Origin of the sequence: Streptomyces sp. NPDC093568, assembly GCF_044764945.1 — a bacterium.
GTDB lineage: Bacteria > Actinomycetota > Actinomycetes > Streptomycetales > Streptomycetaceae > Streptomyces.
Map to the genome: position 1 here is coordinate 338,254 of NZ_JBIWJD010000002.1, position 17,797 is coordinate 356,050.

Consider the following 17,797-nt stretch of genomic DNA (forward strand, 5'->3'; position numbering starts at 1 on the left):
CACAGGGGCCACCCGCACGCGACGACGAAACCGCCACGGGTGGTGCGGGCGGGAAAACAAAAACAACAAACACACCCGCACCCGCCGACGCCGAGAACGAGGACCGACCCGAAGGCGAAGCCAAGCCGCGCCCCTACCTCCGCTGGACCCTCACCCTCCTCGCCGCCGCCCTCATCTACCTCTGCCTGCAGATGCCGAACACCCTCGGCAACCTCAAGGCACGCGAGTTCCTCCGCCTCCCCGCCGAGGCCATCATCGGCGCCGCCGTACTGCTCAGCCTCCCCCGCCGCCCCCGCCTGATCACCGCGGCCGTCACCGGCGCCGCCCTCGGTGCCCTGACGATCCTCAGCCTCCTCGACATCGGCTTCAACGAATACCTGGGCCGGCACTTCAACATCGTCCTGGACTGGGAACTCCTCGACGACGCCCAGTCGTACATGAAGGACTCGATGGGCGGCTCGACCACGGTCCTCCTCACGATCGGCGCGATCACCCTCTCCATAGCCCTGATCGCCCTCGTCGCCCTGTCCACCGTCCACGTCGCGAACGTCCTCGCCCGCCACCAGCCGAACGCCTCCAAGGGCGCCCTCATCGCCGGCACGGTCTGGATCACCTGCACCGCGTTCGGCCTCCAGATCGCCGGCGTCCCGATCGCCGCCGACCACACCGCGGGCGTCGTCAAGGTCCACGTACGCCGGGCGCTGGACACCCTGCACGACGAGGCGCAGTTCGCGAAGGACGCGAAGGCGGACACGTTCGGCAACACCCCGCCCGCCCAACTCGTGCCCGACCTGCGCGGCAAGGACGTCATCTTCACGTTCATCGAGAGCTACGGCCGCAGCGCGCTGGAGGATCCGGAGATCGCCCCCGGAGTCACGCGCACGCTCGACACCAGCACCGAGGCCCTGGCCAAGGCCGGCTTCCACGCCAAGAGCGGCTGGCTGACGTCGGCGACGTTCGGCGGCAACAGCTGGCTCGGCCACTCCACGACCCTGTCCGGCCTGTGGATCGACAACCAGCAGCGCTACCGCACCGTCATGGCCAGCGACCACCTCAGCCTGACCAAGGTCTTCCAGAAGACCGGCGAGTGGGACACGGTCGGCGTGATGCCCGGCGTGCAGAAGGCCTGGCCGGAACAGAAGTACTACGGCCTGGACAAGCTCTACAACGCCTTCCAACTCGGCTACAAGGGACCGAAGTTCAGCTGGTCGACGATGCCCGACCAGTACGCCCTGGAGGCCTTCCAGCGCCAGGTCCACGGCAAGGAGCGCGACAAGCCCCTGATGTCGGAGATCATCCTGACCTCCAGCCACCAGCCCTGGGCCCCCATACCCAAGATGGTCGACTGGGACGACGTCGGCGACGGCTCGGTCTTCGACGCGATCCAGAAGGCCGGCATCGAACCGGCCGACATCATCTCCGACTCCACCCGCTCCAAGCAGGAGTACGGCAAGTCGATCTCGTACTCCGTCACCAGCCTCACCCAGTGGCTGGAGCGCTACGGCTCCGACGACACGGTCCTCGTCTTCCTCGGCGACCACCAGCCGATGTCCCGGGTCAGCGGCGTCCGGGCCAGCCGGGACGTCCCGGTCTCCATCGTCGCCAAGGACCCGAAGATGCTGGACAAGATCGCCGACTGGAACTGGGCGGACGGGCTCCAGCCCACCGCCGGCACCCCGGTCTGGAAGATGAGCTCCTTCCGGGACCGCTTCCTGATGGCGTACGGCTCGACCCCGAACCCGTCGAAGTAGCCGTCAGCCGCCGGAGGTGTCCAGCTCCGCGTCCTCGCTCACCCCGGCACAGTCGTACGGGTCCTTCAGCCAGCCGTCCGGCAGCACCACCCGGTTGTTGCCGGACGTACGGCCGCGGGGCCCGTCGGCGCCGGCGGGCCAGGCCTGGTCGAGGTCGAGCTCGTCGAGCCCGCCGCGCAGTTCCTCCAGCGAGGACGTGATCGCGAGCCGCTTGCGCATCTCGGAGCCGACCGCGAAGCCCTTGAGGTACCAGGCGACGTGCTTGCGGAAGTCGATGACCCCGCGCGCCTCGTCGCCGATCCACTCGCCTAGCAGCGTGGCGTGCCGGACCATGACGTCGGCGACCTCGCGCAGGGCGGGCCGGGCGATGTCCTGCTCGCGCCCTTCGAAGACCGCGACCAGGTCGGAGAACAGCCAGGGCCGCCCGAGGCATCCGCGCCCGACGACCACGCCGTCGCAGCCGGTCTCGCGCACCATGCGCACGGCGTCCTCGGCCGACCAGATGTCGCCGTTGCCGAGCACGGGGATCTCCGGCACGTGCTCCTTGAGCCGCGCGATGGCGTCCCAGTCGGCGGTGCCGCCGTAGTGCTGGGCGGCGGTGCGGCCGTGCAGCGCGATGGCCGTGACGCCCTCCTCGACGGCGATCCGGCCGGCGTCGAGGTAGGTGATGTGGTCGTCGTCGATGCCCTTGCGCATCTTCATCGTGACCGGCAGGTCCCCGGCCCCGCTCACGGCCTCCCGCAGGATCGCCCGCAGCAGGTTCCGCTTGAACGGCAGCGCGGAGCCGCCGCCCTTGCGCGTCACCTTCGGCACCGGGCAGCCGAAGTTCAGGTCGATGTGATCGGCCAGGCCCTCCTCCGCGATCATGCGGACGGCCTTGCCGACGGTGGCCGGGTCGACGCCGTACAGCTGGATCGAGCGCGGCTTCTCGGTCGCGTCGAAGTGGATCAGCTGCATGGTCTTCTCGTTGCGCTCGACCAGCGCCCGAGTGGTGATCATCTCGCTGACGAACAGCCCCTTGCCACCGCTGAACTCCCGGCACAGGGTGCGGAAGGGCGCGTTGGTGATCCCGGCCATCGGTGCCAGGACGACGGGCGGCTGGACGGTGTGCGGGCCGATCTGCAGGGGCGAGGCGGTCGTGGGCATCCACCCATTCTCACGTACCGGACCGGGTGCGGCTAAATTCATTAGTTAGGCGTACTATTCAAGGATGCCGGAGCTCAGCCCACGCCGCCGGATGCTGGTCCTCGCGATCTGCTGCATGAGCCTGCTGATCGTGAGCCTCGACACCACGGCCCTCAACGTCTCCCTGCCCTCTCTGCAACGCGACCTGGGCGCGAGCACCTCGGGCCTGCAGTGGACGATCGACGCCTACACCCTCGTCCTGGCGTCGCTGCTGATGCTGGCCGGCTCCACCGCGGACCGGATCGGCCGCAAACGGGTCTTCATGACCGGCCTGGTCCTGTTCACGATCGGTTCGGCGCTGTGCTCCCTCGCCCCGAACCTCGACGCGCTGATCGCCTTCCGGATGATCCAGGCGGTGGGCGGTTCGATGCTCAACCCGGTCGCGATGTCGATCATCACCAACACCTTCACGGACCCGCGCGAACGTGCCCGCGCGATCGGCGTCTGGGGCGGTGTCGTCGGCATCTCGATGGCCGCGGGGCCGCTGGTCGGGGGCCTGCTCGTGGACGCGGTCGACTGGCGCGCGATCTTCTGGGTCAATCTGCCGGTGGGCCTGACCGCGCTCCTGCTCACCCTCCGTTTCGTCCCCGAGTCCCGCGCCCCCAAGGCCCGCCGCCTCGACCCGGTCGGCCAGATCCTGGTGATCGCCCTGTTCGGCTCGCTCACCTACTCGATCATCGAGGCGCCGAACGCCGGCCTCTCGTCGGTGCTGCCCTTCGCGGCGATCGCGCTCGCGGCCCTGCTGGGCCTCCTCGCTTACGAGCCACGCCGCTCCGAGCCCCTGATCGACCTGCGCTTCTTCCGCTCGGCGCCGTTCAGCGGGGCGACGGTGATCGCGATCGGCGCGTTCGCGGGACTCGGCGGCTTCCTGTTCCTGTCGACGCTGTACCTGCAGAACGTACGCGGCCTCGACGCCCTGCACGCGGGCCTGTGGATGCTGCCGATGGCGACGCCGATGTTCCTGTGCGCACCGCTGTCCGGGCGGCTGGTCGGCAGTCGGGGGCCGCGGGTGCCGCTGGCGGTCGCGGGTGTCGCGATGACGGCCAGTGCCCTGCTGTTCGCCCTCTTCGACGCCGAGACGTCCGATGTCACGCTGATCCTCGGGTACGTCCTGTTCGGCATCGGGTTCGGGTTCGTGAACGCGCCGATCACGAACACGGCGGTCTCGGGGATGCCGCGTGCGCAGGCCGGGGTGGCGGCCGCCGTCGCCTCCACGAGCCGCCAGCTGGGCCAGACGCTGGGGGTGGCGGTCGTAGGTGCGGTGCTGGCTTCGGGGGTATCGGCGTCGTCGTACAAGGAGAGTTTCGTGTCCGCCGCGGTGCCGGGGTGGTGGGTCGTCACCGGGTGCGGGCTGCTGGTCCTCGTGGTGGGCCTGGTCACCAGTGGGCCGTGGGCACGGGGCACAGCCGAGCGTGCGGCTGAGAAGCTGGCGTCTCCTGAGGTTCGCGATGCGTCGAGGGTCGTCGCATAGGGCGGCGGCTATCCGTGAGTGGGGGCTGGTCGCGCCCACGCGGCGGAGCCGCATATCCGACTCAGCCCCGCGCCCCTTCGAGGGCGATTTCGTGCAGCTTCTCAAGACGTACTGCCGACTCCTCGTCCGCCGGGACGTAAGTCACCATCCTCGGCCCCACGTCCGGGCTCAGCCACAGGTCGGTGTGGTCCACGAGGATGCGGCCGACGTGGCGGTTGAGGAACTCCTTGCGCTTGCTGCGGTGGGACACCACCTCGTGGCGCTCCCAGACCTCGCGGAACTCGGGGGACTCGGTGCGCAGGCGCCCCAGGAGCATCTTCCAGGCGGGCTCGCCGAGATGTCCGGCCATCGCGGCGCGGAAGCGGGCGGCCATCAGGCGCTGGGTCTCCTCCAGGTGCACGATCGAGGACTGCCAGTCCGGGTGGGTGTACGACAGGATCATGCAGTTGCGGTCCTCCGGCGGCACCGCCTCCAGGTCGCACAGCAGCAGCCCGTACGTGCGGTTGTGGGCGAGGATGTCGTACCGGCTGTTCTGCAGGCAGGCCGGATACGGCTCCAGTTGCTCCAGTACGGCCCGCATCGCGGGCGTCACCGACGGGCACGTGGTGGCCGGCGTCGGATCCACCGCCCCGGCCAGCTGGAAGAGGTGGGAGCGCTCGCTGGGGTCGAGCAGCAGGGTGCGGGCGAGGGCGTCGAGGACCTGGACGGAGACCTGGATGTCACGGGCCTGTTCGAGCCACGTGTACCAGGTGACGCCGACCGCGGCGAGCTGGGCGACCTCCTCGCGGCGCAGGCCGGGCGTGCGGCGCCGGCGGCCGCGGGGCAGGCCGACCTGCTCGGGGGCGATGTGCTCGCGGCGGTGACGCAGGAAGGCGGCGAGTTCGTGACGCCGGACGGCGGCTCCGTCCCGCCGTACCGCAGTCGTCTCCTGTGCCATGGTCGTCATGCCTCCAGCCTGCCGCCACCCGCACCCTGTTTCCAGGTGCTTCCGCTACCAGGATAAGGACACTCTGGTACCAGTCTCGGAGCGGGCGCAGGCTCGTCGGCGTGACCGAAACCATCACTGCGCTCAAGGCCCGGACCGCCGACGCACCACCCTCGCTCGGCGCTCTCGGCCTCTTCACGGTGCTGCTCGCGGCGGCACTGCCGCTCATCGACTTCTTCATCGTCAACGTGGCCCTGCCCACCATCGGCCACGACCTCGCGGCGAGCGAGGCCGTGCTCGAACTCGTCGTGGCGGGTTACGGACTGGCGTACGCCGTGCTGCTCGTCCTCGGCGGACGGCTCGGCGACCTCTTCGGCCGGCGCCGGCTCTTCCTCGGGGGCATGGCGGCCTTCGGACTGACCTCGCTGGCGTGCGGGCTGGCGCCCAGCGCGTGGACGCTCGTCGCGGCGCGCATCGCACAGGGCGCGGCGTCGGCGGCGATGCTGCCGCAGGTGCTCGCGACCATTCAGGCCGCCACCACCGGCGGGCGCCGCGCGAAGGCCATGAGCCTGTACGGCGCGACGGCCGGACTGTCGATGGTGGCCGGGCAGATCCTCGGCGGCGTACTCGTCGCGGCGGACATCGCCGGTACCGGCTGGCGCTCGGTGTTCCTGGTGAACGTGCCCGTCGTCCTCGTCGGGCTCTTCCTCGCCGCGCGCGCGGTCCCCGAGACCCGCTCGCAGCACCCGGAGCCGCTGGACGGCCCCGGCACGGTGCTGCTCGCCGTCGCCCTCGTCACGCTGCTGGCCCCGCTCACCGAGGGCCGGGCGGCGGGCTGGCCGCTGTGGACGTGGCTGTCGCTGGCGGCGTTCCCGTTCGTGGCGGCGGCGTTCTACCTGGTGGAGCGCAGGGCGGACCGGCAGGGCCGCACTCCCTTGGTGCCGCCGAGCCTGTTCGCGCTGCTGTCGCTGCGCCGCGGTCTGGTGATGATCGTGCCGTTCTCGATCGGCTTCAGCGGCTTCATGTTCGTGATCGCGGTGGCGTTGCAGCAGGGCGCGGGCCACGGTCCGGTCGAGGCGGGGCTGGCCCTGGTGCCGATGGCGGTGGCGTTCTTCTTCGTCTCGCTCGCCGGGCCGCGCCTGGTGGCCCGGCACGGCACCCGGATCGTGACCGCGGGTGCGGCGGTCCAGGCGCTGGGCGTGGCCCTGATCGCGCTGGCCGCCTGGCGCTCGTGGCCCGGTCTCGGCCTCCTCGAACTGCTGCCCGGCGCGGCGATCGCCGGCGCGGGCCAGGCCCTGCAACTCCCCGTCGTCTTCCGGATCGTGCTGTCCGAGGTGCCAGCGGCACGGGCGGGGGTGGGCAGCGGCGTGATGATCACGACCCAGCAGTCGGCGCTGGCCCTGGGTGTGGCGACCCTGGGCACGCTGTTCCTCTCCCTGGTCCCGGGGGCGGGCATGCGGGACGCGCTGGTCACCACGCTGCTGGTCCAGCTGGCCGGGGTGGCGCTGACGGGCCTGCTCAGCCTGCGGCTGCCGCGCACCATCGGCTGAGCGAGTTGTGAGGGTGTGGGCACAGGTTGGTCAACTCACCGGGGAAGTGTCCCTGTTGATGTTGGTCTTGCTGCACACTCCTTGCTGCGCGAGGGCGCGCACGCAGACTCGATGTCCTGGGACGCTGGAGGCGTCATGCTGGAGATCAACCAGAGCAAGGTGAGCCGCTGGGACCACCATGGGCGCGAGCACGTCGTACGAGTACAGCGCAAAGGCGCGCAGCGCTCGATCAGATGCGACACCTGCGGCTGGCGCAAGAGCACGCAGTTCCTGCCCTGGCTGAAGGCGGAGGAACACCTGGCGGAGGCGCACCAGGCGACCGTGGACCCGGCGGACCCCCAGCCGGACCGATGACCCACGTCCGTCCCTGTCGCCCGGGGGACCGGGCGGCCGTCGAGGACATCTGCGTGCGCACGGCCCACGAGGGCGGCGACAGCCGGCCGCACTACCGGGACCCCGCCGTCTTCCCGGCGACCTTCGCGCTTCCCTACGTCGTGCTGGAACCGGACCTCGCGTTCGTCCTGGACGACGGGGCGGGCCGGGCGGTCGGCTACATCCTCGGCGCCGCGGACACCCCTCGCTTCGTCGAGGCGTTCCGCTCCGAGTGGCTGCCGTCGGCCGCCGCCCGCCACCCCGAGCCGACCGGCCCCGCGGCCACCCCGGACGAGCGGATCGCCCAACTCCTGCACCACCCGGAGCGCATGCTCGTCCCGCAGGTCGCGGCCTACCCGGCCCACCTGCACATCGATCTGCTCCCGGCGTGGCAGGGCCAGGGGCACGGGCGCACTCTGATGCGCACGCTGCTGACGGCCCTGCGGGACAAGGGAGTTCCGGCCGTGCACCTGTCCATGGTCACGGCCAACACCCCGGCCAGGGCCTTCTACGACCGTCTCGGCTTCCACGAGATCGACGTTCCGGACCCGGGTCCGGTCACCTACCTCGGACGCACGACGGGTGATCCGGACCGCCTGTGACGGCTCAGCCCCGGGCCCGCAGGCCCCGGATCAGCAGCTCCACGAGCACCTCGAACTCCTCCTCCACGCCCGGCTGTTCCCATTCCCCGGCGTAGCGCGGGTCGTGGAAGCGGTCCGTGGCCCGGAAGAGGGCGAGGGCCGTGGCGGCCGGGTCCTCGACGGTGAAGGAGCCGGCCTCGGCGCCCGCGCGGACGATCTCGGTGAGCTGGCCGGTGAGGTCGCCGATGTGCTCGCTGACGACCGTCTCGAAGGTCTCGGTGGTCAGCACCGAGTACGTCGCGAAGAGCTCGGGGTCGTCGAACGCCTTGCGGCGCTTGGCGGCGAAGAGGGCCGCGAGCCACTCGCGCACCCTGGTCTCCGGGTCCAGGTCCGGGGCCGCGACGATCGCCGCCAGCACCCCCGTCGTCCGGTCCAGCCACCGCTTCGTCACGGCCTCCCGCAGCGCGGCCTTCGTACGGAAGTGGCGGTAGACGCTGCCATGGCTGACGCCGAGCGCGCGGGCCACGTCCACCACGGTGGCCTTGGCCGGGCCGTGGCGGCGCAGCACCTCCTCGGTGGCTTCGAGGATGCGCTCGGCGGTCAGGGTCTGGGGCGTCGGTGACATGAGTCAGACCGTACCCGGCACGTCGGCCGTCACTTGCTGCCCAGGTGTGCCATCTGCGCGGCCGGGTAGCGGTCGCCCGCCGCCGCGTCCGCCGGCACGGCCTCCTCGATCGCCGTCACGTCGGCCGCGTCCAGCGTGACGTCCAGCGCGCCCAGCGACTCGGTGAGCCGCTCCCGGGTGCGGGCGCCCACGAGCGGCACGATGTCGTCGCCGCGGGAGAGCACCCAGGCGATGGCGATCTGGGCGACGGAGACGCCCTTCTGCTCGGCGATCTTCCGCAGCGCCTCGACCAGGGTCAGGTTGTGCTGGAGGTTGTCGCCCTGGAAGCGGGGCGAGTGGGCGCGGAAGTCGTTCGCGGCGAGCTGCCGGTCCGGGGCGAAGTGGCCGGAGATCAGCCCGCGGGACAGGACGCCGTACGCGGTGATGGAGATGCCCAGCTCACGGGTGGTGGGCAGGACGGACTCCTCGATGCCGCGGGAGATCAGGGAGTACTCGATCTGCAGGTCGGCGATCGGGGCGGTGGCGGCGGCCCGGCGGATCGTCTCGGCGCCGACCTCGCTGAGGCCCACGTGCCGGACGTATCCCTGCTCGATCAGCTCCGAGATCGCGCCGACCGTCTCCTCGATCGGTACGTCCGGGTCGAGCCGCGCGATCCGGTAGACGTCGATGTGGTCGACGCCGAGGCGCTGGAGGGAGTAGGCGGCGAAGTTCCGTACCGCGGCCGGGCGGCCGTCGTAGCCGGCCCAGGCGCCGTCCGGGGAGCGCAGCGCGCCGAACTTCACGCTGGTCAGGGCCTGCTCACGCAGGCTCGCGGGAGCCGTGCGCAGGGCCTCGCCGATCAGCATCTCGTTGTGGCCCATGCCGTAGAAGTCGCCGGTGTCGAGCAGGGTCACGCCGGCTTCCAGGGCCGCGTGCACGGTGGCGATCGACTCGGCCCGGTCCGCGTCGCCGTACAGGGCGGACATGCCCATGCAGCCGAGGCCGAGGGCGGAGACCTGGGGGCCGGTGGTTCCGAGGGGGCGGGTTCGTATCGTCATGCCTCCACCATGCCCTAACAGCTGACAGATTTCAATATCTGTCATTCCATATTTGTCCAGATGGTCCAGACCTATTGACGAAAGGTCTGGACCACGAGCACTGTCATGCCTACGACACCTCACCGCACCCCCACCGGGAGGCCCCGTATGCTCCGCCGCGCCCTGCGCCTGGCCGCCGCCGCACTGGCGACCGCCTGCCTGACCCAGCTCCCCGTCGCCGCCCCCGCCTCGGCCGCCGACACCTGCGCCGTGAAGTCGAAGCCCGCCGGCAAGGTCCTCCAGGGCTACTGGGAGAACTGGGACGGTGCCGCGAACGGCGTCCACCCGCCGTTCGGCTGGACCCCGATCACCGACTCCCGCATCTCCGCCCACGGCTACAACGTGATCAACGCGGCGTTCCCGGTGATCCGCTCCGACGGAACGGCCCTGTGGGAGGACGGCATGGACAGCGGGGTGAAGGTCGCCACCCCCGCCGAGATGTGCGCGGCGAAGGCCTCCGGCCAGACGATCCTCATGTCGATCGGCGGCGCGACGGCCGGCATCGACCTCAACTCCACGGCCGTGGCGGACAGGTTCGTGGCGACGATCGTGCCGATCCTGAAGAAGTACAACTTCGACGGCATCGACATCGACATCGAGACGGGCCTGGTCGGCAGCGGCAGCATCGGCCGGCTGTCCACGTCCCAGGCCAACCTGATCCGCATCATCGACGGGATCCTGGCGCGGATGCCGTCCGGCTTCGGCCTGACGATGGCCCCGGAGACGGCGTACGTCACCGGCGGCAGCGTCGTCTACGGCTCGATCTGGGGCGCCTACCTGCCGATCATCAAGAAGTACGCCGACAACGGCCGGCTGTGGTGGCTGAACATGCAGTACTACAACGGCAGCATGTACGGCTGCTCCGGCGACTCGTACTCCGCCGGCACCGTCCAGGGCTTCACCGCCCAGACGGACTGCCTCAACAAGGGGCTGGTGGTGCAGGGCACGACCATCAAGGTGCCGTACGACAAGCAGGTGCCGGGCCTGCCCGCGCAGTCCGGCGCGGGCGGCGGCTACATGTCACCGTCCCTCGTCGCCCAGGCCTGGCGGCACTACGGCAGCGCGCTCAAGGGCCTGATGACCTGGTCGATCAACTGGGACGGCTCGAAGAACTGGACCTTCGGCGACAACGTCAGGTCGCTGCAGGGGCGTTGATCCCCCGGGCGCCGGACGTCATCGGAGCAGGGTCGCGAACAAGCCGTGGACCCGGGTGCCGTCCGGCAGCTGCCAGGCGCCGCCGACATGGCCGGTGGCTCCGCCGGGCAGCGCCGGGGCACCCGGCCCGGCGGGCCGCAGGACGCGGTGCAGGTGGAGGGTGGCGCCGTCCGGCGCGGTCAGACGGGTGCCCTCCGAGTCGTCGGCGAGAGCGGGCGCGGCAACCTTCGCCGTGCGGCCCGGGCCGGCGTAGGAGCGGGTGACCTCGCGGTCGGCGGTGTCGCTGAGGCTCTGCGCCTGGGCCTGGGCCCGGCCCTCGATCAGGGACCACAACTGGGCGACCAGCACCGGGTCGTGACAGCCGTCGTAGACCCAGCGACGGCCCAGCACCCCGTGCTCCGCGGTCCCGACGAGGGCGTGCTCGGCGCCGTCGAGCGGGGCGCCGCGATAGGTCAGCGGCACCAGGTAGCTGACCGGCTCGGGGCCCGCGGCGTCGGTGGTCACCATGAACTCGATGCCGACCTCGCCCTCCGGGTCGTCCAGCCGGAACCCGCCGGCCTTGGCGAGGAGGGGTTCACCGGCACCGGCGTACCAAGGGCGGGAGGGCAGCCAGGCGGTGAGCAGTTCCAGCTTGGTCGGCTCGAGGGTGGTGCGATGGATGATGGCCATGCCGAAGGCTCTCATGGACAGGGTGGACAGGGCCTAGCGGGCCGTGACCGCCAACTTCGCGCCCAGCGCCACGAAGGACCCCGCGAAGGTCCGCCGCAGCCATGTCATCACCCGGGGTCGGGAGGTGACGTGGCCGCGGACGGAGGCGGCGAGGACGCCGTACGCCGCGAAGACCAGGAACGTCACGGCCATGAACACTCCGCCGAGGCCCAGCATGCGCGCCGCGGCGTTCGGCTCGGCCGGGTCCACGAACTGCGGCAGAAAGGCGAAGAAGAACATCGTCAGCTTCGGGTTGAGGATGTTGATCAGCACACCCCGCGCGATCACCCGCCCCGCGGAGACCGGCGTGGCCCCCTCGTCCACCGCGACGGCGTCCTTGTCCTTCAGCGTCGCCCAAGCCATGTACAGCAGATAGGCGACACCGGCGTACTTGAGTATCTGGAAGGCGGTCGCGCTCGCGTGCAGCAGCGCGGCCGCGCCGGTCACGGTGGCCGCCATGTGCGGCACGATCCCGAGGGTGCATCCGAAGGCGGCGACGACACTCGCGCGCTTGCCGCGGGAGAGTCCGGCGGCGAGCGTGTAGACGACACCGGTGCCGGGGGTGGCGACGACGACGAGGGTGGTGAGGAGGAAGGCGAGGCTCATGCCCGTCACCCTGGCGCCGCCGCGGCCCCGGAAACAGGGCCAATCGATGCCCGGCCTGGCGGACCAATCGCCGCGTCGGACATGCAGAAAACCCCGACTCCGGCACGGCTGTCGCGGCCGTGACGGAATCGGGGTTCCTCAGCGGATTGCTCAGGCGCCGATCAGCCGGCTCGCGAGGTAGCCCTCGATCTGGTCGAGGGAGATGCGTTCCTGCTTCATCGTGTCCCGCTCACGCACCGTCACCGCGTTGTCCTCGAGCGTGTCGAAGTCGACCGTCACGCAGTACGGCGTGCCGATCTCGTCCTGGCGGCGGTAGCGGCGGCCGATGGCGCCGGCGTCGTCGAACTCGATGTTCCAGTTCTGCCGGAGCGCCTGGGCGAGGCCCTTGGCCTTCGGGGACAGCTCGGGGTTCCGGGAGAGCGGGAGCACCGCGACCTTCACCGGGGCGAGGCGGTGGTCCAGGCGCAGCACCGTGCGCTTCTCCATCTTGCCCTTGGCGTTGGGCGCCTCGTCCTCGACGTAGGCGTCGAGCAGGAACGCCAGCATCGCGCGGCCGACACCGGCCGCGGGCTCGATGACGTACGGCGTCCAGCGCTCGCCGGCCTCCTGGTCGAAGTAGGACAGGTCCTGGCCGGAGGCCTTGGAGTGCGCGCCGAGGTCGTAGTCGGTGCGGTTGGCGACACCCTCCAGCTCGCCCCACTCGTTGCCGCCGAACTGGAAGCGGTACTCGATGTCAGCGGTGCGCTTGGAGTAGTGGGAGAGCTTCTCCTTCGGGTGCTCGTACCACCGCATGTTCTCCTCGCGCAGGCCGAGACCGGTGTACCAGTTCCAGCGCTGCTCCATCCAGTACTCCTGCCACTTCTCGTCCTCGCCCGGCTTGACGAAGAACTCCATCTCCATCTGCTCGAACTCGCGGGTGCGGAAGATGAAGTTGCCGGGCGTGATCTCGTTGCGGAAGGACTTGCCCATCTGCGCGATGCCGAACGGCGGCTTGCGGCGCGAGGTGGTCTGCACCTGGGCGAAGTTGGTGAAGATGCCCTGGGCGGTCTCCGGGCGCAGGTAGGCGATCGAGCCGGAGTCCTGCGTCGGGCCGAGGTGGGTGGAGAGCAGACCAGAGAACTGCTTGGGTTCGGTGAACTGGCCCTTGTTGCCGCAGTTGGGGCAGTTGATGTCCGCGAGGCCGTTCTCGGGGGCGTGGCCCTTCTTGGCCTCGTACGCCTCCTCCAGGTGGTCCGCGCGGAACCGCTTGTGGCAGGAGGTGCACTCGGTGAGCGGGTCGGTGAAGGTGGCGACGTGCCCCGAGGCCACCCAGACCTCCGGGGCCAGGATCACGGACGAGTCGATACCGACCACGTCCTCGCGCGACGTCACCATGTAGCGCCACCACTGGCGCTTCAGGTTCTCCTTGAGCTCGACACCCAGCGGTCCGTAGTCCCAGGCGGCCTTCGTGCCGCCGTAGATCTCACTGCTGGGGAATACGAAGCCACGGCGCTTGCTCAGGCTGACGATGGTGTCGATCTTGTCGGCGGCCACGGTGCTCTCTTCATTACGACGACGGGCGACGAAGCGAGGCGCTTCACAGCGAATGCTTCAGGGTACCGGCGGGGCCTCCCCCTCAACCAAATCGGTAGCCCTCTGTGGACCGCTCCTCACGCTTGTTGACAACCGTTTCCAAATTCGCTGAAAATGACTGTCATGAACGTACGACGACCACACATATCCGGGATCGCCCTCGCGGCCGTCACCGCACTCGGCATCGGCACGCTCTCCGCCTGCTCGTCGGACAGCGCCGCCGTGGGCAACACGGACAAGTTCGACGTCGTCGCGTCTTTCTACCCGATGGCCTTCGTCGCCGAGCAGATAGGCGGCGACCACGTCAAGGTCACCAGCCTGACGAAGCCCGGCCAGGAGCCGCACGATCTCGAGGTCAGCGCTCAGCAGCGCGCGCAGATCGAGGAGTCCGACGCCGCCCTCTACCTCAAGGGTCTCCAGCCGGCCGTGGACGAGGCCGTCACCCAGTCCGGCGCCAAGACCAAGATCGACGCCGCCACGCTCACCACGCTGGAGGACCACGGCAACCTCGAGGACAGCCACGAGCACGGGGGCGAGGAGGCGCACTCCGAAGAGGAGGAGCACGCCCGCGATCCGCACATCTGGCTCGACCCGGTGAAGTACGCCGAGGTCGCCAAGGGCGTCGGCGCCGCCTTCGAGAAGGCCGACCCGGACCACGCCGCCGACTACAAGAAGAACACCGACGCGCTGGTCAGGAAGCTCGAAGACCTCAACACGCGGTTCGCCGACGGGCTGGAGAACACCAAGTCCAAGGTCTTCTTCACCAACCACGCCGCCTTCACCTACCTCGCCGAGCGCTACGGCCTGACCCAGGAGGCCATCTCCGGACTCGACCCGGAGAGCGAGCCCAGTCCGGCCCGGATCAGGGAACTCCAGGAGGAGGCCAAGGCCGACGGCGTCACCACCGTCTTCTACGAGACACTGGTGTCCGACAAGACCGCGAAGACCCTCGCCGACGACGCCGGCCTGAAGACGGACGTCCTCGATCCGCTGGAGGGCATCACCGACAAGTCCAGGGGCGACGACTACTTCGCCGTCATGGACGCCAACCTCACGGCCCTGCAGACGGCTCTGGGAGCCAAGTGACCAACCCTACGGAGGACGGCATGACCGAGCCCGTCATATCGCTGCGCGGCGTCCGCGCCGAGCTGGGTTCGCGCCCCGTCCTGCGCGGCATCGACCTCACCGTGCACCGCGGTGAGGTCGTCGCCCTGCTCGGCGCCAACGGCTCGGGCAAGTCGACGGCCGTGCGCGGCGTCATCGGCCAGGTGCCCGTCAGCGCCGGCGAGATCGAGCTGTTCGGCACCCCGCGGGCCCGGTTCCGCGACTGGGCGCGGGTGGGCTACGTCCCGCAGCGCACGACGGCCGCCGGCGGCGTGCCCGCCACGGTCGGCGAGGTCGTCTCCTCGGGCCGCCTGTCCCGCACCCGCTTCGGCGTCTTCCGCAAGGCCGACCACGCGGCCGTACGGCGTGCCCTGGAGCTCGTCGGCATGGCGGACCGGACGAAGGACTCCGTCAACGCCCTCTCCGGCGGCCAGCACCAGCGCGTGCTCATCGCGCGCGCCCTGGCCGCCGAGCCCGAACTGCTGATCATGGACGAGCCGATGGCGGGCGTGGACCTGGCCAGCCAGGAGGTGCTCGCGCGGACGCTGACCGAGCAGGTCGCCGCCGGTGCGACGGTCCTGCTGGTGCTGCACGAGCTGGGCCCGCTGGAGCCCCTGATCGACCGGGCGGTCGTCCTGCGTGACGGCTGTGTGACCCACGACGGGCCGCCCCCGAAGGCGGTCGGCCAGCACGCGCTGCCCGGCCACGACCACGTACACCCGCACGCGGCTCACGACGCCGAACCGATCCGGACGGGACTGCTGAGCTGATGGACTTCCTGAACTACGACTTCATGCAGCGGGCGCTGCTCGCCGCCGTCCTGGTCGGCATCACCGCCCCCGCCGTCGGCATCTACCTCGTCCAGCGCCGCCAGGCCCTGATGGGCGACGGAATCGGCCATGTCGCGATGACCGGCGTCGGCCTGGGCTTCCTCCTCTCCTGGTCCCCGGTGTGGATGGCGACCCTCGTCTCCGTCCTCGGCGCGGTGCTGATGGAGCTGATCCGCTGGTACGGCAGGACACGCGGCGACATCGCCCTCGCGATGCTCTTCTACGGCGGCATGGCCGGCGGCGTGATGTTCATCAACCTCGCGCCGAACGGCTCGAACGCCAATCTGACCTCGTACCTCTTCGGCTCGCTCTCCACGGTGAGCCAGTCGGACGTGACGGCGATCATCCTGCTCGCCGCGTTCGTGGTGCTCGTCACGCTCGGCCTGCGCCGCCAGCTGTTCGCGGTGAGCCAGGACGAGGAGTTCGCACGGGTCACCGGGCTTCCGGTGCGCGCCCTGAACCTGCTGACGGCGGTCACCGCGGCGGTGACGGTGACGGTGGCGATGCGGGTGGTCGGCCTGCTGCTGGTGAGCGCGCTGATGGTGGTGCCGGTGGCGGCGGCGCAGCAGCTGACCCGGAGCTTCGCGGCGACGTTCGCGATCGCGGTGGCGATCGGCGTCACGGTGACGATCGGCGGCACGGTCACGTCGTACTACCAGGACGTCCCGCCCGGCGCGACCATCGTGCTGCTGACCATCGGCGCGTTCATCGCGCTCACCGCGCTGGCGGCCCCGCTGGCCCGGCGCAGGGCACGCGCCCTGGCGGCCGCGCACCCCTCCGGCGACCCGGCGGAGTGCGCGATTCCGGCCAGCAGGGAGAACGGCGGGAAGGTGAGCGTCTGACCGCCCTCCGTCCGGGCTGGCACAATGGCCCGGCAAGGCGCAGACGTGAGGAGGCAACCGGTGACGACGGCAGGACCGCCCGTGAAGGGCCGGGCCACCCGGCAACGTGCAGCCGTGGCGGCCGCCCTTGACGAGGTCGACGAGTTCCGCAGCGCGCAGGAACTCCACGACATGCTCAAGCACAAGGGCGACTCGGTCGGGCTCACCACGGTCTACCGCACGCTCCAGTCCCTCGCCGACGCCGGCGAGGTCGACGTCCTGCGCACCTCCGACGGCGAGTCGGTCTACCGCCGCTGCTCGAGCGGCGAGCACCACCACCACCTGGTCTGCCGTGTGTGCGGCAAGGCGGTCGAGGTCGAGGGCCCGGCCGTGGAGAAGTGGGCGGACGCCATCGCGGCCGAGCACGGCTATGTGAACGTGGCGCACACGGTGGAGATCTTCGGCACCTGCGCGGAGTGCGCGGCGGCCAACGGCTGAGGCCGAGTGCAAGGACTACACGTTCCTCAACGACCACTAGGGTCGGCCGGAACCGCGAACGGCCCCGCTCCACTTCGGTGGAGCGGGGCCGTTCGGCTGTCTCCGGGAGGTCAGCTCTCCTCGGTACGGCCTTCCATCGCCAGCAGTTCCTCGTTCGGGATCGCCCCGCCGAACCGCCGGTCGCGCGAGGCGAACTCCACGCAGGCGCGCCACAGGTCACGCCGGTCGAAGTCCGGCCACAGCACGTCCTGGAAGACCATCTCGGCGTAGGCGCTCTGCCAGAGAAGGTAGTTGGAGGTGCGCTGCTCGCCGCTCGGCCGCAGGAACAGGTCCACGTCCGGCATGTCCGGGTAGTACAGGTACTTCGCGAAGGTCTTCTCGCTCACCTTCGACGGGTCGAGCCGCCCGGCCTTCACGTCCTCGGCGAGGGCCTGCGCCGCGTCCGCGATCTCGGCCCGCCCGCCGTAGTTCATGCAGAAGTACAGCGTCAGCTTGTCGTTGCCCTTGGTCTGCTCCTGGGAGATCTCCAGCTCCCTGGCGACCGACTTCCACAGTTTGGGCATCCGGCCGACCCAGCGCACCCGCACACCCAGCTCGTCGAGCTGGTCACGGGTCTTGCGGATGAAGTCCCGGTTGAAGTTCATCAGGAAGCGCACCTCGTCGGGTGAGCGCTTCCAGTTCTCGGTGGAGAAGGCGTACAGCGAGATCGCGCCGACGCCCATCTCGATCGCGCCCTGGAGCACGTCCAGCACCCGCTCGGCGCCGACCTTGTGCCCCTCGGTGCGCGGCAGCCCGCGCTCCTTGGCCCAGCGGCCGTTCCCGTCCATGACGATCGCCACATGGTTGGGGACCAGCTCACCGGGGAGCTTCGGCGCGCGGGCCCCGGACGGATGCGGCTCCGGCTTCTTGTACTCGCGGCGCCGGCGCCCCAGGATCCCACTCACGACCATGTGCCTCTCGTCTCCCT

General features: G+C 70.4%; 18 protein-coding genes. 10 read left to right on the plus strand and 8 right to left on the minus strand.

Annotated elements, in window-relative coordinates; genetic code table 11:
• A partial coding sequence (locus ACIRD7_RS11050) for a CDP-alcohol phosphatidyltransferase (RefSeq protein WP_403452288.1) occupies positions 1–1,751 on the plus strand: 1,751 nt, incomplete at its 5' end.
• A gap of 3 nt (positions 1,752–1,754) precedes the next feature.
• Here ACIRD7_RS11050 and dusB read toward each other — a convergent pair.
• On the minus strand, positions 1,755–2,897 hold the full coding sequence (gene dusB / locus ACIRD7_RS11055) for a tRNA dihydrouridine synthase DusB (protein WP_403452290.1): 1,143 nt from the start codon (positions 2,895–2,897) through the stop codon (positions 1,755–1,757).
• A 64-nt stretch (positions 2,898–2,961) separates the two neighbouring features.
• Between dusB and ACIRD7_RS11060 the strand changes: the two genes are divergently transcribed.
• Positions 2,962–4,407, plus strand: a complete 1,446-nt coding sequence (locus tag ACIRD7_RS11060; protein ID WP_403452292.1) for an MFS transporter — start codon at positions 2,962–2,964, stop codon at positions 4,405–4,407.
• A gap of 61 nt (positions 4,408–4,468) precedes the next feature.
• On the opposite strand, the gene ACIRD7_RS11065 is transcribed toward ACIRD7_RS11060, so the two are convergent.
• Complete coding sequence (locus ACIRD7_RS11065) at positions 4,469–5,353, minus strand: helix-turn-helix transcriptional regulator (protein WP_403452293.1); 885 nt, start codon at positions 5,351–5,353, stop codon at positions 4,469–4,471.
• 101 nt (positions 5,354–5,454) lie between these two features.
• On the opposite strand from ACIRD7_RS11065, the gene ACIRD7_RS11070 reads away from it, so the two are divergent.
• The 3 genes from ACIRD7_RS11070 (at position 5,455) to ACIRD7_RS11080 (ending at position 7,856) form a co-directional block, all read left to right on the plus strand.
• Entirely contained in the window at positions 5,455–6,882 is a 1,428-nt protein-coding gene (locus ACIRD7_RS11070; protein WP_403452295.1) for an MFS transporter, read from the plus strand.
• Positions 6,883–7,017: 135 nt separating this feature from the next.
• Positions 7,018–7,236, plus strand: coding sequence for a hypothetical protein (locus ACIRD7_RS11075; protein WP_403453061.1), 219 nt, complete (start codon positions 7,018–7,020; stop codon positions 7,234–7,236).
• A complete protein-coding gene (locus ACIRD7_RS11080) occupies positions 7,233–7,856 on the plus strand; it encodes a GNAT family N-acetyltransferase (protein ID WP_403452297.1) in 624 nt (207 codons plus the stop codon). Before ACIRD7_RS11075 ends, ACIRD7_RS11080 begins: the two co-directional genes overlap by 4 nt.
• A 4-nt stretch (positions 7,857–7,860) precedes the next feature.
• On the opposite strand, the gene ACIRD7_RS11085 is transcribed toward ACIRD7_RS11080, so the two are convergent.
• Together ACIRD7_RS11085 and ACIRD7_RS11090 are read right to left on the minus strand one after the other, a co-directional pair.
• On the minus strand, positions 7,861–8,460 hold the full coding sequence (locus ACIRD7_RS11085; RefSeq protein ID WP_403452299.1) for a TetR family transcriptional regulator: 600 nt from the start codon (positions 8,458–8,460) through the stop codon (positions 7,861–7,863).
• A gap of 29 nt (positions 8,461–8,489) precedes the next feature.
• Positions 8,490–9,497, minus strand: coding sequence for an aldo/keto reductase (locus tag ACIRD7_RS11090; RefSeq protein WP_403452301.1), 1,008 nt, complete (start codon positions 9,495–9,497; stop codon positions 8,490–8,492).
• 147 nt (positions 9,498–9,644) lie between these two features.
• On the opposite strand from ACIRD7_RS11090, the gene ACIRD7_RS11095 reads away from it, so the two are divergent.
• Positions 9,645–10,691, plus strand: a complete 1,047-nt coding sequence (locus ACIRD7_RS11095; RefSeq protein ID WP_403452303.1) for a chitinase — start codon at positions 9,645–9,647, stop codon at positions 10,689–10,691.
• 18 nt (positions 10,692–10,709) lie between these two features.
• Here the strand turns inward: ACIRD7_RS11095 and ACIRD7_RS11100 are convergent, their stop codons facing one another.
• The 3 genes from ACIRD7_RS11100 to ACIRD7_RS11110 all read right to left on the minus strand — a co-directional run bounded on the left by ACIRD7_RS11100 (position 10,710) and on the right by ACIRD7_RS11110 (position 13,538).
• Positions 10,710–11,360 carry a 1,4-alpha-glucan branching protein gene (locus tag ACIRD7_RS11100; RefSeq protein WP_403452305.1) on the minus strand — a complete coding sequence of 217 codons (651 nt, stop codon included), beginning with the start codon at positions 11,358–11,360 and terminating at the stop codon, positions 10,710–10,712.
• Between the two features lie 33 nt (positions 11,361–11,393).
• Entirely contained in the window at positions 11,394–12,005 is a 612-nt protein-coding gene (locus tag ACIRD7_RS11105) for a LysE family translocator (RefSeq protein WP_403452306.1), read from the minus strand.
• Between the two features lie 150 nt (positions 12,006–12,155).
• Positions 12,156–13,538 (minus strand): glycine--tRNA ligase, encoded by a 1,383-nt coding sequence (locus tag ACIRD7_RS11110; RefSeq protein ID WP_403452308.1) that lies wholly within the window; start codon positions 13,536–13,538, stop codon positions 12,156–12,158.
• A gap of 162 nt (positions 13,539–13,700) precedes the next feature.
• On the opposite strand from ACIRD7_RS11110, the gene ACIRD7_RS11115 reads away from it, so the two are divergent.
• From ACIRD7_RS11115 to ACIRD7_RS11130, 4 genes are read left to right on the plus strand one after another with little or no spacing between them, the layout of a single operon-like run.
• Positions 13,701–14,663 (plus strand): metal ABC transporter substrate-binding protein, encoded by a 963-nt coding sequence (locus tag ACIRD7_RS11115; protein WP_403452310.1) that lies wholly within the window; start codon positions 13,701–13,703, stop codon positions 14,661–14,663.
• A 20-nt stretch (positions 14,664–14,683) separates the two neighbouring features.
• Entirely contained in the window at positions 14,684–15,451 is a 768-nt protein-coding gene (locus ACIRD7_RS11120; protein WP_403452311.1) for a metal ABC transporter ATP-binding protein, read from the plus strand.
• The gene (locus ACIRD7_RS11125; RefSeq protein ID WP_403452313.1) at positions 15,451–16,353 is read left to right on the plus strand and encodes a metal ABC transporter permease; all 903 of its coding nucleotides are present in this window, start codon (positions 15,451–15,453) and stop codon (positions 16,351–16,353) included. Before ACIRD7_RS11120 ends, ACIRD7_RS11125 begins: the two co-directional genes overlap by 1 nt.
• Positions 16,354–16,413: 60 nt before the next feature.
• Positions 16,414–16,830, plus strand: coding sequence for a Fur family transcriptional regulator (locus tag ACIRD7_RS11130; RefSeq protein WP_030947874.1), 417 nt, complete (start codon positions 16,414–16,416; stop codon positions 16,828–16,830).
• Between the two features lie 110 nt (positions 16,831–16,940).
• On the opposite strand, the gene ACIRD7_RS11135 is transcribed toward ACIRD7_RS11130, so the two are convergent.
• Entirely contained in the window at positions 16,941–17,780 is an 840-nt protein-coding gene (locus tag ACIRD7_RS11135) for an isoprenyl transferase (RefSeq protein WP_403452314.1), read from the minus strand.
• Positions 17,781–17,797: the final 17 nt, after the last annotated feature.

What these genes read in the sequence shown, in the direction of transcription:
- dusB (WP_403452290.1), bottom strand. Translation starts at nt 2,897, where the DNA reads ATGCCCACGACCGCCTCGCCCCTGCAGATCGGCCCGCACACCGTCCAG.
- ACIRD7_RS11060 (WP_403452292.1), top strand. Translation starts at nt 2,962, where the DNA reads ATGCCGGAGCTCAGCCCACGCCGCCGGATGCTGGTCCTCGCGATCTGC.
- ACIRD7_RS11065 (WP_403452293.1), bottom strand. Translation starts at nt 5,353, where the DNA reads ATGACGACCATGGCACAGGAGACGACTGCGGTACGGCGGGACGGAGCC.
- ACIRD7_RS11075 (WP_403453061.1), top strand. Translation starts at nt 7,018, where the DNA reads ATGCTGGAGATCAACCAGAGCAAGGTGAGCCGCTGGGACCACCATGGG.
- ACIRD7_RS11080 (WP_403452297.1), top strand. Translation starts at nt 7,233, where the DNA reads ATGACCCACGTCCGTCCCTGTCGCCCGGGGGACCGGGCGGCCGTCGAG.
- ACIRD7_RS11085 (WP_403452299.1), bottom strand. Translation starts at nt 8,460, where the DNA reads ATGTCACCGACGCCCCAGACCCTGACCGCCGAGCGCATCCTCGAAGCC.
- ACIRD7_RS11090 (WP_403452301.1), bottom strand. Translation starts at nt 9,497, where the DNA reads ATGACGATACGAACCCGCCCCCTCGGAACCACCGGCCCCCAGGTCTCC.
- ACIRD7_RS11095 (WP_403452303.1), top strand. Translation starts at nt 9,645, where the DNA reads ATGCTCCGCCGCGCCCTGCGCCTGGCCGCCGCCGCACTGGCGACCGCC.
- ACIRD7_RS11100 (WP_403452305.1), bottom strand. Translation starts at nt 11,360, where the DNA reads ATGGCCATCATCCATCGCACCACCCTCGAGCCGACCAAGCTGGAACTG.
- ACIRD7_RS11105 (WP_403452306.1), bottom strand. Translation starts at nt 12,005, where the DNA reads ATGAGCCTCGCCTTCCTCCTCACCACCCTCGTCGTCGTCGCCACCCCC.
- ACIRD7_RS11115 (WP_403452310.1), top strand. Translation starts at nt 13,701, where the DNA reads ATGAACGTACGACGACCACACATATCCGGGATCGCCCTCGCGGCCGTC.
- ACIRD7_RS11120 (WP_403452311.1), top strand. Translation starts at nt 14,684, where the DNA reads ATGACCGAGCCCGTCATATCGCTGCGCGGCGTCCGCGCCGAGCTGGGT.
- ACIRD7_RS11125 (WP_403452313.1), top strand. Translation starts at nt 15,451, where the DNA reads ATGGACTTCCTGAACTACGACTTCATGCAGCGGGCGCTGCTCGCCGCC.
- ACIRD7_RS11135 (WP_403452314.1), bottom strand. Translation starts at nt 17,780, where the DNA reads ATGGTCGTGAGTGGGATCCTGGGGCGCCGGCGCCGCGAGTACAAGAAG.